The organism is Rhizomicrobium palustre, assembly GCF_011761565.1.
GTDB lineage: Bacteria > Pseudomonadota > Alphaproteobacteria > Micropepsales > Micropepsaceae > Rhizomicrobium > Rhizomicrobium palustre.
The window spans coordinates 2467652-2482466 of record NZ_JAASRM010000001.1 but is presented as its reverse complement, the minus strand read 5'-3'; the positions used below and the strand labels follow the sequence as shown (position 1 = coordinate 2482466).

General features: G+C 57.7%; 8 protein-coding genes. 4 read left to right on the top strand and 4 right to left on the bottom strand.

Features of this window, described 5'->3' with window-relative positions:
• Window positions 1-4: 4 nt before the first annotated feature.
• From FHS83_RS11110 to FHS83_RS11095, 4 genes are all read right to left on the bottom strand, one after another.
• Entirely contained in the window at window positions 5-1111 is a 1107-nt protein-coding gene (locus FHS83_RS11110) for an acyltransferase family protein (RefSeq protein ID WP_167083026.1), read from the bottom strand.
• Window positions 1112-1114: 3 nt separating this feature from the next.
• Window positions 1115-3289, bottom strand: coding sequence for an alpha-N-acetylglucosaminidase (locus FHS83_RS11105; RefSeq protein WP_167083025.1), 2175 nt, complete (start codon window positions 3287-3289; stop codon window positions 1115-1117).
• A gap of 118 nt (window positions 3290-3407) precedes the next feature.
• Window positions 3408-4457 carry a LacI family DNA-binding transcriptional regulator gene (locus FHS83_RS11100; RefSeq protein WP_167083024.1) on the bottom strand — a complete coding sequence of 350 codons (1050 nt, stop codon included), beginning with the start codon at window positions 4455-4457 and terminating at the stop codon, window positions 3408-3410.
• 177 nt (window positions 4458-4634) lie between these two features.
• A complete protein-coding gene (locus FHS83_RS11095; RefSeq protein WP_208414502.1) occupies window positions 4635-7961 on the bottom strand; it encodes a TonB-dependent receptor in 3327 nt (1108 codons plus the stop codon).
• Window positions 7962-8365: 404 nt separating this feature from the next.
• On the opposite strand from FHS83_RS11095, the gene FHS83_RS11090 reads away from it, so the two are divergent.
• From FHS83_RS11090 to FHS83_RS11075, 4 genes are read left to right on the top strand one after another with little or no spacing between them, the layout of a single operon-like run.
• Entirely contained in the window at window positions 8366-9217 is an 852-nt protein-coding gene (locus tag FHS83_RS11090) for an HAD family hydrolase (protein WP_279590099.1), read from the top strand.
• Window positions 9214-10701 carry an MFS transporter gene (locus tag FHS83_RS11085; protein ID WP_167083021.1) on the top strand — a complete coding sequence of 496 codons (1488 nt, stop codon included), beginning with the start codon at window positions 9214-9216 and terminating at the stop codon, window positions 10699-10701. Before FHS83_RS11090 ends, FHS83_RS11085 begins: the two co-directional genes overlap by 4 nt.
• Entirely contained in the window at window positions 10698-13007 is a 2310-nt protein-coding gene (locus tag FHS83_RS11080) for a glycoside hydrolase family 65 protein (RefSeq protein WP_208414500.1), read from the top strand. The genes FHS83_RS11085 and FHS83_RS11080 overlap by 4 nt, the downstream gene beginning before the upstream one ends.
• Window positions 13004-14713 (top strand): right-handed parallel beta-helix repeat-containing protein, encoded by a 1710-nt coding sequence (locus FHS83_RS11075; RefSeq protein ID WP_167083020.1) that lies wholly within the window; start codon window positions 13004-13006, stop codon window positions 14711-14713. The genes FHS83_RS11080 and FHS83_RS11075 overlap by 4 nt, the downstream gene beginning before the upstream one ends.
• The last annotated feature ends 102 nt before the right edge of the window (window positions 14714-14815 follow it).

The window sequence follows — 14815 nt, the reverse complement described above, 5'->3', positions numbered from 1 at the left end:
CCACCTAAAGTCGAATGTAGAGGCGCTGGCGATAGAGGATATAGCCGAAGAGCCAGCACAACAGTGTGAAAGCGATGGCGCAAAGCAAGCTGCCCAACGCACCCGGCGCCAAACGCTGAAACACTGCAACGCCGAGCCATTGATAGGGTTCGATCTTGAACAACGGCTTGAACAAGGCTTGTAGCGGAATCAAAAGCTCCGAAAAAAGATAGATCGCCAGCGGGTTTTTGCCGAAGACTTCGAAGAAGCCGGTGCGGACAGGCAGCTTCCAAAGATCAAGCACCGCCGCCAAGGCCGCCAGCAGGATAAAATCCAAACCGACAGTCAGTAACACAAAGCTTGGGGTCCAAAGCTTTTTGGAAATCGGCAGGCTTTCATCAAGCCCAAGCGCGACGACGGTGAGCGCCACACCGCACAGCGCCAAAACACCCAGTCGCCGCCCATCCCGCTTCAGAAAGCGAATAGCGAGATAACCGGCAAGAACATTGACCGTAGCCGGGACCGTTCCCAGCAGCCCTTCCGGTTCAAAACCGCCGTCCCAACGCCACATATGGCTCTGGCCGAGCACCGCCCGGTCGATCACCGTGCCGATGTTGTTGAGCCTGTCGAACGCATCGCCTGGCGCCACCATGAACACCAGCGAAGCCCAATAGCAGGCGAGCAAAGCTACAGAGAGCGCAATGAGCTGCCTGGGGGAAAAATAGCGAACCGCCAGCGCAGCGGCGGCGTAGCAGAGCGCGATACGCTGCAACACGCCCATAATGCGCACCTCGCTGAGGAGGTTGGGCGCATAGGTCAACGCGCGCGTCACATGCACGAAAGGAAACCAATACATAAAAAAGCCAATCGCGAATAACAGCCCAGCCCGGCGGAGGACCTTGAAAAGGTATTCGTGATCTGGCATCGGGCGCGCCGCGACAAAGGCCAGGGACGAGCCCATCACAAAGAGAAATGACGGGAACACAAAATCAGCGAAGGTGAAACCGAACCAATCCGCATGGGCCAGAACCGGATAAGGCTCAGCGCCTGGCCCCATGGTGTTGACCACAATCATCAGAAAGATGGTCAGGCCGCGAAACACATCAATCGCGATATTGCGCTCTTTCGCCATGGCTTACCCCTTCGCGCAATCTGAGAGCAAGCGCGCGGCTTCGTCCAGAAGTTTCAATGGCGGACGGACCGGATAATCCTTCGGGCTTTTTGCCCAGGCCGTTTCCCAGCGCACCAGATTTTCGCTCAAGCGCTTCTGATCGAAAGCTGATTTGTGGCGCAGCGCCTTTTCTTGGGCGCGCACAAACATGGCCCAGCGTGGCAGATAAAAATGCCGGTAAAGCCCCGCCCAGGCCTTGGAGGCATAATCCTTCAGCACCGCATCCCCGCCCCAGATGGTGACCTGCGTTTTGGCGTTCTCAACGTAAATCGCGGCCTCTTGCGGGGTTTGGCCATAGCTTCGCGCTTCGTTGATCCAGCGCGAAAGCGTGAAGGGCTGCGCCGCCAAAAGCGCATCCGTGTGCAATATCATTTGCCGAGCTTTGTTCCAGGCCCGCGCGGCGGTATGCGGATCAGACGCGGCGTAGGCCTTCAACAAAGTGAGAAGCTGCATATCGATGCAGAGACTGGCGCGATGGGTGATCACCGAAACAAGATCAATCTTGAACAGCGGCGCGTCCAGATAGCGCGGCGCGAGTTTGAGCAGAGCCTCGGCCGCGCGCTGCAGCGCAGTGTGATCGCCTAGCTCAGGTCCAAAATCACTCAGCGCCATATCTGGGCGTTTGGTGAAGAGGTATTGGCCAAAAGCGCCCTTCCACCATCCGGTCCGCCAATTGGGCACCTGATAAACACCGTGCCACAAATCCTTCCAGGCTGAGAGCAATGCGGGATCGGTTTTGCCATAGCGCGCCTGCAGATAAGGGACGAGCCAGGCATCGATATCCTCTGGCGCATTGGCAGCCTTCCAGGCGCGATCGAACATGAATTCATAGATGATGGAATTGGTGTTCAACCCTTCGGGAAAAATACCAAACCCTTCCAGCTTGCCTGTGTCGGCGCGCGCGGGCAGGCTCGACAAATCCTTGTTCACCAGCGGCAAATCACCAAAGAGCGGGTTGTTGCCGCCGAAATCGTGGATATAACCAAAGAGCCAGGATTTTCCCGAAAATGCTTTCGCCTTTTCCCAAACGCCGGGATAGGTGTCGTTGGCAATGTCGAGAATAAGCGTCTTGTCGGCGGGAATATCGCGCAAGAAGGCGGCGATGCTCGCCTCGTCCCAAAATTCCGGATCAATGCCGAAAAGCCAAGCCTGCATGGAGAGCACGGCGCCCGGCCGGGCCGAATCCAATGAGGCATAAAGGGCCTTGCCATAGCCCGAGAGAATTTCCGCGCGTTCACCAGCGGATTTGTCGGCCACGGGCGGGCGCATTTCGTTGAAGGCGTCGGCTAGATAGACCTCGCCCCCACCATATTCGGCGGTGTAGCGATCCAGAAAGCCGTGCGCCAGCTTCTCGAACAGGGGATCGGTGGGATCGAGCCAATAGGTCTCGTGAAAGCCGCCCCAAGGGGTCATTTTGTGAATGCGCGCCTCGGGATGGCGGAGCGCGAAAGCCTTGGGCACATAGCCCGCGAAGGCAGGCAGCACTGGGCGCATATTGAGCTCACGCATGCGCCCCAGCAATCGGTGCTGCAGCACCCTTTTTTTCTCGATAAAGCCGAGCGGCAGGGAGCCATAGCCTTCGATATTGCCCATACGCTGCCATGGCAAAAAGGCCGGGCCGCAGAAATAGCCCGCCAGCTCCGCCTCACTCAGGCCTGCATCAGACCATAACTGGCGCCAGATAAATTCCTGACCTTCCAGGGCCAGCGGCATGTCCACACCATGTAGCGCCATCCAATCGAGTTCACGCTCCCAGCGCGGCCATTCCCAGAACGGTGCGGTGTAGCCAAAGGCGCAAGGATTGAGATAGGCGCGATGGCGATAAAAAGTCTCGGAACGCGAGATGGAAAAATCAGGCCAACGCGCCGGCAGCGCCACGCGGTCGCCTTCCCAGTTGAACTGCGCCGCACCAATGGCTGTGAGATAAGCATAAGCCCCGCGCGTCAGCCCTGCGGAGGTATTAGCTTCCACCGCAACGCGGCCCTCCTTCGCCGCGACCGAAAACCGGGGCTTCGTATCGGTTTCTTGAACAAGGCGAAGATCGAAGTCATCGGCTCGCGGCCCGATCAGGCGTTTCAACACCTGCGCGGGTGCATCCGCGTTATGTCCTGCCTCGGCGCGCAAAGCCGTTGCGGTCATCGCCGCGCCCGCACTCAGAAGGAGTCCGCGTCTCGTCCAGCCCATGCCCGCCCTCAAAATGGAAACGCTTCCACTTTCACGCGCCTTTTTCGGTTTGGCAAGCCCTCCCCCGGACACTCTATCTTGCGCCGCACGACTGGCGCACCACCAGCTCACACGGAAGTTCGGTTGCTTCCGCCGTTTCCCCCGCCATCAGCTTCAACAGCGTGTCGACCAGCACCTCGCCCGCGCGCTGTGTATCCTGGCGCATGGTGGTGAGTGCCGGGGTGACCATGCTGGCGGCCGGGATATCATCAAAGCCGATCACCGAAACATCCCTCGGCACAGAGAGCCCCGCCTCCCGGAGCACCCCAAGGGCTGCGATGGCGATGAGATCGCTGGCAGCAAAAATGCCGTCGAAAGCAACACCGGAGGACAGGATCTGGCGCGTGGCCCGCTCACCTTCCGGAAGCGCGCTAATCGCATCGGCTTGGAGGCCAGGCTCGACAGTAAGCCCCGCAGCCGTCAAGGCATCGGTATAACCGCGATACCGGCCCGAGAACTCCGGATAGTGATCGCTCACGCTGCCGAGAAACGCGATCTTCTTGCGCCCCAGCTTGATCAGATGCTCGGTGGCTTGCCGCCCGGAAAGATAATCATTGCAGCCAACGGAAAGGCCTGGATGATTTTTCAGTGTGGCGCCGTAATGGACGAAATGCGTGCCCTCTTCCACCAGCCGCTCCAGCTCTGCGCTGTAGGTCACGAAGTCATCATAGCCAAGCAGGATAATGCCATCCGCCCGGCGGCAATCCTCGTAATCGATCCGCCAATTGGTGGAGAGATGCTGGCAGGAGATCAGAAGGTCATAGCCGCGCTTGGCGCAGGCCCCGGTGATCGATCCCAGCATGGAGAGGAAAAACGGGTTGATCAGCGAGGCATTGAAACGTTGATCTTCGAAAAACAGAATGGCGATGGTTTGGGAATGCTGGCCGCGCAGGTTGGAGGCGTTCTTGTCGACCTTGTAGCCAAGCTCCTTGGCGATGAAAGCGACCCGCCGCCGGGTAATCGGACTGATGGTGGGATCGCCCCTGAGCGCGCGCGACACCGTGGGCTGCGACACCCCAGCCCTGCGCGCAATGTCGAACGATGTCGGGCGCGATCCGGATTCGGAACGGCGCTTGCCTCCCATTGGCGTGTCCCCGCCTTGTGATTTGTCCGCAGAATGCCACAGAACTCAGGGGAATACAGCGCCCTTGCGGTACAACTGTTAAGCGACGCATCGGACAAAAAGAGAGGGCCCGCTGGCGGCGGGCCCTTTGCAAGTTTGGGAAGGCCATTCCTTTCAGGAGGGACGGACCTGCCAGGTTCAGTACTTCACGCGAACGGCGAACTGCAGCAGACGCCCGCTCTTGCTCCAGCCCGTGTCCAGAATGACGGGCTTGGCTTTGGGCGACAGAGAGGTATCGCCAATGACCTGCTGCTGGAACACGATGGGCGTGTCGAGCAGGTTGGAGCCGTCGAGCGACACTTCCCAGTGGTCGTTCACCGAATACCGCACCGAACCATCCAGGAAGCCCGCGCCCTTCTGATACATCGGCGTGCCGGTGCAGCAGTCGAGGTTATCGGTCAGGAAGGACGAACGGTAGTTATAGGCTAGGCGCACGCCGATCGGGCCTTTTTCATAGAGTGCGATGATGTTGTAGGAGTCGTCAGAAATCCCCGCCAAGCGATGGGAGTCGATCACCGCATTGTCGACCTGCAAACCGCCGCCGAAGGCGATGGTCGAGCCTGCGATATAACCCGGCTGAACTGCCAGGTTGGAATTATGGATCCCCGCCTGATGGGTGTGGATGTAGTTGAGCTGAGTACCCAGACCATCAAACGGCGCAGGCAGGAAATCGAAGAAGGATTGATAGGCCAGTTCGAAGCCCCAGAGCTCGCCGCCATTCGGCGAATTCACCGGACCGCGGACCAGTATGTTTTGGGTCGAACCATTATTGGTGATAGCGCGCGTCACCTCGCCATAAGCGATGCTGTTGTTGAGTTCCTTCAGGAACAGCCCGGCCGTGAAGGAGCTGGATGGGCTGAAATAATGCTCGAAGGTGGCATCATACTGCCAGGAGGTCATCGGCTTCAGTGCGGGATTACCGGCATTGGCGATAAAGAGGAAGTTGTAGCCCGTGACGTTCGCTGGGGTGTGTGCCGCAGTCGGCGAGTTATAGACCACATAGGGCGAGGTATTGCTGACATCGATATTGGGCGCGCTGATGCCGACATAGTTGCGCAGATATCCGAAATCCGGGCGCGACATCGCTTCGGAGACGGCGAAGCGCACAATCGAATTATCGGTGAGGTCGAAGCGGATATTGGCGCTCGGCAGGAGATTATACGTGGTTTTGCCATAGGAGTTGAGGCCAGAGCCGCCATTACTGAAAGCCCCCAAGCCAGCCGACAGCCAACAGGAGATATTGGTGACATTGTTGCCCGTGACTGGGGCGTTACAGGCCGGGGTCGAAGGCAAGGTGTTGTTGGCGTACCAATCATGGGTCGGGAAAGAGATACCACCCGTGGAGGTCAGCTCGGTCTGGATGTAGCGCGCGCCGATATTGCCCGACACAGGAACACCGAACACCGCAAGACTATCCCCACCGAAGGACACCATCAGATACCCGGCGGTCGTCTTTTCGGTGACGTTCAATACTTCCGACGGCAGATAGCAATCCGTCGCGCCGGCGCGATAGCAGATCGGCGTCCAGGAACCCGGATTCTGGGTCGTCTTCTGCCCTAGCGCCAAGCCAGCCGCATCGGGATTGGTGAGTACGGAGTTTTTCAGCCAGACCGTGTCGCCCGGATTGAAGACGGTGCCGTTGTAGAAATCTGGGCCGAAATTGCCTTTCTCCCAGATATTCGCACCATAACCCTGGAAGGTATTGGAATTGCCGCAAGACGCCGGATAGGGCGAGGGCGAGGTGTTATCGATGCTGAAGGCCGGCCCATTGCACATATAAGGTGCTGTGACTGGGCTCCAATTATAGGCCGAGTAGCGCACGACTTGCTTGCGGTTGGCATAGCGCACACCAGCCTTGATCGAACTCAGCCAGCCATTGTTGATGTCATATTCGACATCGCCGCGCAGCGCGATTTCCTGAGCATTGTTGCGCTCCTTATGGTCCTGCACAAAGGCGCTGTAGTAGTTGTGCGCATTGGTGAGGAAGCCCGGCGCATAATTGACGTTGTCGCCCGGCAAAAGCGTGATGGTGGGCGGACCCGAACCGTCGCGCTCATATTTGGCATTCACCAGAACGTCGTTCGCCACCAGCATATCGTTGTTGCCGGTCTTGGCGCTGATATATTGGCCATCGACCGTGAAATGCAGCTTCTCAGTCGCATCCCATTGCAAGTTGGTGGAGAAATCGCGGGTGCCTTCGGAGTGATCGAAGACGCGCGACTGGTTTTCAAGGGTCACACCATTGGTAGCTGTGTTGGCGCAGGTGTGACCGGCATCGGGACCGCAATAGTTCACATAGGGCAAGCCCGGCACGACGGATGCCGCGTCCACAGCATGCTGATAGCTGCCACCCCAATTCCCCATCCAGGAGCCGAGGGGAGATGCGATCACGCCGGATTTCAAGGTCCCGTTACTGTTGAAGGTGAAGGGCGAGGTTCCAAAGGCCGGCATCACCGCTTGGGTCGCCATCGGGTTAAAGCCAGGCGCCGCCCACATGCCGAACATGTTGATGTTGGAGCTGTGTTCCAGCCAAGCGTTGCGGTAATTGGATTCGTTGTACTGGAAATTCCAACGCAAGCTCTTGGCGGGGTTTTCATACTGCAAGGCAAAGGACTTTCCTTCGCGCTTGCGGTTATAATTGACGCGGCTGAAGTTCACCTGATCCGGAATGTATTGCCAAGTCGAGCCGCCATAAGGCGTCGCCGAGCAAGGGATGGTACCATCCGTGCCCACCTTGGCCGAGCCATCCGGATTGGTCGCACCTGCCGAACAGAAGGTACCGTTGCGCAGTGACACCACCGAATTTGTTTGTGTCACGACATGGCTGTTGGCATAGCCGAGCAGCACACCGAAGCGGCCGTATTCAGTATCGAAGTTCTTGCCCGCGACACCCGAGTAATCATAAGTCACGACATCGGAGCGGTCATTATAGTTCATCTTGGCCGAAGCGGCGAGGATATGATCCTCCGCATCGAAAGGCATGCGGGTGCGGATATTCACGATGCCGGCAATACCGCCTTCAATCATATCTGCGGTCTGGTTCTTATAGACGTCGATGCCGCCGATCATTTCCGGGGACACGTCATTGACGTTCAACCCACGATGACCATCGGCCGAGAAGCTATCGCGCCCATTGAAGTTGGTGCGCACAAAGGTAAGGCCGCGGACCAAGACGCCGGTCGCTTCACCTGAAGGGTGGGTGGTGTCGTCATCTGACTGAAGATGCGAGACCGTAATGCCGGGCACGCGCTGGATGGCATCGGAAACAGATTTGTCCGGGAACACGCCAATATCGGTGGCGGTGATGGAATCGACCACGGTATCGGCATTGCGCTTGATGCTGACCGCGGATTCGAGGGCGGCGCGCGTACCGGTGACCACCACCGTCTCTAGCGCCTGCTCCTGGCCCGAAGCCATCGCGGCAAAAGCCGTCAGCGCCAGCAGCGAGGCGCTCCCCCTCATCATGGCCTTTCGGCCAGAGCCTTGAATTCTCATACTGGTATTCCTCCCAAAATCACTTCCCCGCCGGTTGACCGGCGATGTGTTGACGTCGCGCATCTGGAGCGGTCCGAGTGCTTTATTCCGGATCCTGTCTCCCGCTTTCGCGTCTCTGCCCCTGATGCGCCGCGGACGCAGCGATCGGGCAGCATAATCTTCTCACCCACCTTCTGATGCCAATGCCGCCGTATACGTATACGTTGAACCGGCGATTGCGCATGGGTGCCCTATGCGGCGTTTGCGCAACAGAGGGAAAGGCACTGCACTTCAAGTATACGTATGCGCTGCGATTGGCAGCGCTTTCGCCCTGCCGATAATGGTCGCGCCGGTTTCGTCGCCGGAAGCATCACATTGACGTGTCGAGTAGATCCATGCGCGGACGGCCAGCTACCTTTTCATCAGATAACCCCCGCCCCGATCTGTTCTTCGACGCGGTGATCTTTGACATGGACGGGGTCATCACAGATACCGCGTCTCTGCATGCGGCGGCGTGGAAAGAGATGTTCGATGACTTTCTTGAGGCCCTTAGTGGAGAGACGGGAACACCCTTCAGCTCTTTCACCCAAAGCGACTATCTTGCATATGTCGACGGGCGTCCGCGCTATGATGGGGTGCGCGCGTTTTTAGCGTCTCGGGGAATTGCGCTTGCCGACGGGGAACCTTCGGACCTTCCTGGCAGCCAATCGGTTTGCGCGCTCGGCAATCGCAAGGATCAGGCTTTCAATCAGAGTCTCGATACCAGAGAGGTCTCACTTTTTGCCTCGACGATGGCATTTATCGAGGCTCTGCGGGCGCGGCAGGTGAAGCTAGGGGTCGCGACCTCATCCAAGAATGGCGTTAAGATTCTCCAAAAAGCCGGCGTGCTCGATCTTTTCGAGACGCGGGTGGATGGTGTCACCGCCGCAGAGATGGGGCTTCAAGGCAAACCCGCGCCCGATATCTTTGCCATTGCCTGTGAGCGGTTGGGCGTCATGCGCCATCGCACGGTGGTAGTGGAAGATGCCGTATCGGGCGTTGCAGCAGGGGCACGCGGGCGCTTTGGGCTGACCATCGGCATTGCTCGCGAGGACAATCGCGAAGAGTTGAAACGCCGGGGGGCGGATATGGTTGTGAGCGACCTTTCCGAAATTACCCTTGGCGAGATCGATCACTGGTTCGAACATTTCGTCAGAACACGCCCGGGCGCTCCGGACAGCATCCATTCAGGCAGCATATCATCATGAACAAAAAGCCGCCGCTCGCCTTTTGGCAACTCTGGAATATGAGCTTTGGTTATGTAGGCATCCAATTCGGATTCGCGCTGCAGAACGCCAATGTCAGCCGGATTTTCGAAACCCTGGGTGCCAAGGTCGAGAACATCCCGATCCTGTGGATCGCGGCCCCCATCTCCGGTCTGCTGATTCAGCCCATCATCGGCCATTTGAGTGATAAGACCTGGAACCGGTTGGGGCGGCGCAAGCCCTATTTCCTCTTGGGCGCGATCCTGTCGTCGCTGGCCCTGCTCTTCATGCCGAACTCGCCTGCTTTATGGGTGGCTGCGGGCATGCTCTGGATCATGGATGCCTCCATCAATGTCACCATGCAGCCCTTCCGGGCCTTCATCGGCGATATGCTGCCAGAAGGGCAGCGCACCAGCGGCTTTGCCATGCAGACCTTCTTTATCGGCATCAGCTCTGTGGTGGCTTCCATTTGCCCTTGGCTGTTCGCCAATTGGCTTCATCTAGCCAATACCGCGCCCGCAGGTGAAATTCCGCCTTCGGTGAAATGGTCATTTTATGTCGGCGGCGTTGCATTCCTGGCGACCGTTCTTTGGACAGTTTTCAAAGTGCGCGAATATACGCCGGAAGAGCTTGAGAGCTTCGGCAGCAAAAACGACGAAAGCAGCGGCGAAACGAGCCTCAATACACGCCAGTGCATGGTCGAGGGTATCGTTCTGGTTCTCTTGGGCCTCGCCTTTAGCTGGGTGGTAGGCGCGCAGGAGTGGTATCAGGGGCTATATATTCTCTCCTTTGGTCTCGCATTTTATGGTGCGTTGCAGATCATCGCCGCGCTCAGGGCGTACGCGGGAAAGACCACCGGCATGGTGGAAATCGTTGCCGATTTAAAAACCATGCCCGCCACGATGAAGCAGCTCGCTTTGGTCACGATCCTGACTTGGTTCGCGCTCTTTGCCATGTTCATCTACTCCACGCCTGCGGTGACGAGCTTCCATTTCCATTCCAGCGATCCGACCAGCGCGCTCTATAATGATGGGGCAAATTGGGTTGGCGTGCTGATGGCGGTCTATAATGGCGTCGCGGCGCTGGTGGCGTTTCTTCTGCCCCCGCTCACCCGGAAAATTGGCCGCGTGACTACCCATGTCGTTTGCCTGCTCATCGGCGGTGCGGGGCTTCTATCGATGTATCTCTTCACCGATCCTACGTATCTTTTGATCTCCATGACGGCGATCGGTATCGCCTGGGCGAGCCTTTTGACCATCCCCTACGCCATTCTCTCGAGCGCCGTCTCGCATAAAAAGATGGGCGTCTATATGGGGATGTTCAATCTCTTCCTGGTGATCCCGCAGATTCTCGCCGCCGCCATTCTCGGACTTCTGGTCCAGAAATTCTTCCATGGCGCAGCGATTTACGCGATTGCATTGGGTGGGATCGCCATGGTGCTCGCCGGAATTCTGATGGCCTTTGTGAAGGACGGGGAAGCGGCATGATCACCCCCTGGATAATTGAATGCCGCAATTTCTCCACCGCGCGCGAAGCCATCATGCGCACCGGCAATATCTATCAAATCGCCAATGGTTATATGGGCTATCGCGGCACGTTAGACGAATTCGGCCCCGATGAACTCGTCGGCATTACCTTGGCGGGCATTTTCGATCAAGTGGGCGATGCTTGGCGCGAGCCGGTGAATGCCCCCAATGGCGGCTACACCCGCGTGATGCTTAACGGGGAGCCGCTATCAGCGCTTTCCACCCCAGTTGAAAGCCATCGCCAATCCCTAAATCTGCGTGACGCCACGTTTGAACGCGAGACGCGATTTTCGGTGCAGGAGAATCTCGTGACCATCCGCGCCACGCGTTTTCTTAGTGCAATGCGGCCGCATCTGGGCGTGATCCGCTATAGCGTACAGTGCGAGAAAGCCGCCGAACTTGTGATCGAAACCGGCATCGACGCCAATATCTGGGACCTCAATGGCCCTCATCTGATCGATCTCCAATTCGAAAGCAAAAGCGCCGCGCTTCTCGTTCATGGCCGTACCCATGAAGCGGGAAAATGTGTGGCGGTAGCGGAAGCCGCGCAAATCCACTTTGGCGAGGAAATCCAGCGCGTAGAAGAAAAACGAAATTTGCGCTGCGTGCGTCTACACGCGGAAGCTGGAGAGACCTATAGCTTCGAAAAATTCTTCGCAGTGGCGACGGATTTTGATAAGGATCACCACCCAGCGATAAACGCGGCACTGGACAACGTGCAACAGGCCATCGGCATAGGCTTTGACGCCCTTCTGCATGAGCAGCGCGCTGCTTTCGCGAAGAAATGGGCCCATTGCGACGTGGAGCTGGAAGGAGATCCGCAGGCGCAGCAGGCCTTACGCTATTCTATTTTCCAGCTCTTGATCGCGGCACCAGTCAAAGGCAGCGGCAATTCCATTCCGGCGCGCGCGCTCTCTGGCCAAGTCTATAAAGGCGCGGTATTCTGGGACACGGAAATGTTCATGTTTCCGTTCTTCCTGCACACCATGCCGGATATCGCCGCCGAGCTTCTGCGCTATCGCATGCACACCCTGCCGGGCGCTCGCGCCAAGGCCAAGACGGAAGGGGCTGGGTTCAAAGGCGCGTTTTATGCCTGGGAAAGCCAGGATACCGGCGAAGACGCCTGTACCTATTTCAACATCGGCGATCCTTTGACCAAGCGCGAGTTGCGCACCCATTTTCGTGACAAGCAGGTCCACATCTCCGGCGACGTCGCCATTGCCATGTGGGATTATTTCAAGATCACAGGCGATGACAGCCTGCTGCTCGAGGGCGGAGCCGAAGTCATCTTGGAATGCGCGCGCTTCTATTACTCCTATGCCTATTTCAAGAAGGACAAGAACCGCTACGAGATACTCGACGTTATCGGGCCCGACGAATATCACGAACGGGTCAATAACAACGCCTTCACCAATATGGTGGCCAAGGCCACCTTCGAAATCGCTTGTGAGCTTGCCGCCTATCTTGGCCAGACCCATAGCGGCTTCCTGGCAGACCTCGTGCGGAAAATTGACATCGCGCAGGAATTGCCACTCTTCGCCGAAGCCGCGCGCCAACTCTTTGTGGCCGAGCCAGATCCCGAGACGGGCATTATCGAGCAGTTCGAAGGCTATTTCGGCCTGAAAGATGTGCCTGTCGAAACCTTGAAAGCACAGCGCATCCACCCAGATGAATATCTTGGTGCCGCGCAGGGTTTGGCGGTGCCTACCCAGGTCATCAAACAGGCCGATGTGGTGATGATGCTAAACCTCTTCAAGGACCGCTATTCCGCCGCCGTCAAAAAAGCCAATTGGGAGTATTACGAGCCGCGCACCGAACACGGATCAAGCCTCTCAGCCTCGGCCTATGCCATGGTGGCGACTGAGTTCGGCGCCTTGGACGCGGCCTATGCGTATTTCCGCATGACAGCGACACTGGACCTCGAAGCCAAATACAAGGTCTATGTGGGTACCGTGTTCATGGGCGGCTCTCACCCAGCGGCGAATGGGGGAGCCTGGATGACGGTCATCTTCGGCTTCGCAGGCGTGCGAACGGCGACGGATCGCGTGATCATTACGCCGCGCCTTTATAAGAACTGGACACGCCTCGCCTTTCCCCTGGCTTATAAGGGCGACAACTTCGCGGTAACAATCACCCCCAAAAGCATCGAGATCAAAGCCGCCGAAGCAAACCGGAACGCGGCTCTTTTCGAACTCTGGGGCCTCGCGCTAAGCTGCGCGCCAGGGCGAAAGCTCATGATCGAGCGGCCCCAGGAGCATCAGACATGAACCGGCGCCAGTTATTGGCTTCCACTGCACTTTTGATGGCTCCTCGCCTGATGGCGGCATCGCTCCCCCCTCTCGGCGCGGCACAGCTTTGGACCAGCTATCAAGCCGAAGCGATGGAGACAACGGGCGCGGTATTAGGGCCGGCCTACGGGCCGTACAGAATCGAAAACGAGGCCGCGCATCAGACCTGCGTAAAGCTGAATAAGCCGGGAGATTATCTCCGCTTCACGGTGAACGACAGAGCCAATACGCTTCTGCTGCGCTATTGCCTGCCTGATGCGCCTGACGGCGGTGGATTGGAGGACAGGCTCGAAGTTCAAGTGAATGGCAAGAAAACGGCAGAGCTTGCCCTTACCTCGCGCTTCACCTGGCTTTATGGCGACTATCCTTTCAGCAACAATCCCAAAGAGGCAAAGCCGCGCCATTTCTTTGATGATGTAGTGTTGCGCGATATCCCCTTGGCGAAAGGCGATGTTGTCACCCTGATCAAACGTGGCGCAGCGTCCTTTTGCGTAGTCGATTTCGTGGATTTGGAGTTGGCCCCGCCACCCCTGCCTCGCCCCGAAGAAGCATTGGCGCTTACCGACATTCCCGTGGAAGGTGGCGATTACACCCGGGCCTTACGCAAACTCCTGGCCGATGCAGCACGCGAGAGGAAAATCGCCTATATCCCACCGGGAGATTACACCCTGACGGGCGACATCGAGATTCCTGCGCATGTCACCCTTCAAGGCGCAGGCATGTGGCATACGCGTTTTAATGGCGATGAAGAGCTTTATCCTGAACCCAGCCGCCGTCTACGCTTCAAACTCACCGGTGAGAAGAGCAGACTTTGCGATTTTGCCCTTATCGGCAAACTTATATATCGCAACGATAATGAACAAAATGACGGGATTTTCGGCGCGGGCGGACGCGACTGCGTTGTCTCGCGCCTCTGGATCGAGCATACCAAAGTCGGCATGTGGTTCTATCTTTGCCGCGGCATACGGATCGAAGGCTGCCGGTTGCGCAATACTTTTGCCGATGGGATCAACCTTTGCGTCGGGACAAGCGACTGCGTGATCGAAGACTGCTCGGCACGCAATACCGGTGATGACTGCTTCGCCATTTGGCCTGCGCCGTCCGATCAAGGCTTTGAAGCGGCGGGACCCGTTCCCGGAAGCAATTTGATCCGGCGTTGTACTGGAGAACTTCCTTTCCTAGCGCAAGGCGGCGCAATTTATGGCGGCGCCAATAACCGTATCGAAGATTGTCTGTTCCGCGATATCGCCTCGGGTTGCGGCATTCTTATCAGCACGACCTTCCCCACCAGCGATGCCAAGCAAGATAATAATTTCACCGGCGAGACGATTGTGGGGAATTGCCGACTATTGCGCTGCGGCGGCTATGATCACGGCTGGACCTGGCGCGGCGCTTTTCAGGTCTGCCTGCACCACAAGGACATCTCCGGGCTGCGCGTGCGCGATCTCTCCATCGAGGACAGTTTTTCGGATGGTCTCAGCATCATTACCGCCCCCGATGCCAAAGGTCGCCGCTTAAGCGATGCGGTCTTCACACGCGTATCGATCATGGGGAGTGCGAAGGCCGAGGCAGGACACCATGACATCTATGTTGCACAGGGCGTAACAGGCGCGGCTCTATTCCAGCAATCAGAGCTAGGTCATGTTGAAAATGCCGCCCCGGGATTCGCGCTAAACCGCGTTTGAAGCCCATCCTGCGAAAGCGCCGAATCAGCACTTTACAGTTTAGGAAACCGGTTACCGCGGCGGCAGCGGACGTCTTTATGGCGAAATGACGGATTTTGGAAG

What these genes read in the sequence shown, in the direction of transcription:
- FHS83_RS11110 (WP_167083026.1), bottom strand. Translation starts at nt 1,111, where the DNA reads ATGGCGAAAGAGCGCAATATCGCGATTGATGTGTTTCGCGGCCTGACC.
- FHS83_RS11105 (WP_167083025.1), bottom strand. Translation starts at nt 3,289, where the DNA reads ATGACCGCAACGGCTTTGCGCGCCGAGGCAGGACATAACGCGGATGCA.
- FHS83_RS11100 (WP_167083024.1), bottom strand. Translation starts at nt 4,457, where the DNA reads ATGGGAGGCAAGCGCCGTTCCGAATCCGGATCGCGCCCGACATCGTTC.
- FHS83_RS11095 (WP_208414502.1), bottom strand. Translation starts at nt 7,961, where the DNA reads ATGATGAGGGGGAGCGCCTCGCTGCTGGCGCTGACGGCTTTTGCCGCG.
- FHS83_RS11090 (WP_279590099.1), top strand. Translation starts at nt 8,366, where the DNA reads ATGCGCGGACGGCCAGCTACCTTTTCATCAGATAACCCCCGCCCCGAT.
- FHS83_RS11085 (WP_167083021.1), top strand. Translation starts at nt 9,214, where the DNA reads ATGAACAAAAAGCCGCCGCTCGCCTTTTGGCAACTCTGGAATATGAGC.
- FHS83_RS11080 (WP_208414500.1), top strand. Translation starts at nt 10,698, where the DNA reads ATGATCACCCCCTGGATAATTGAATGCCGCAATTTCTCCACCGCGCGC.
- FHS83_RS11075 (WP_167083020.1), top strand. Translation starts at nt 13,004, where the DNA reads ATGAACCGGCGCCAGTTATTGGCTTCCACTGCACTTTTGATGGCTCCT.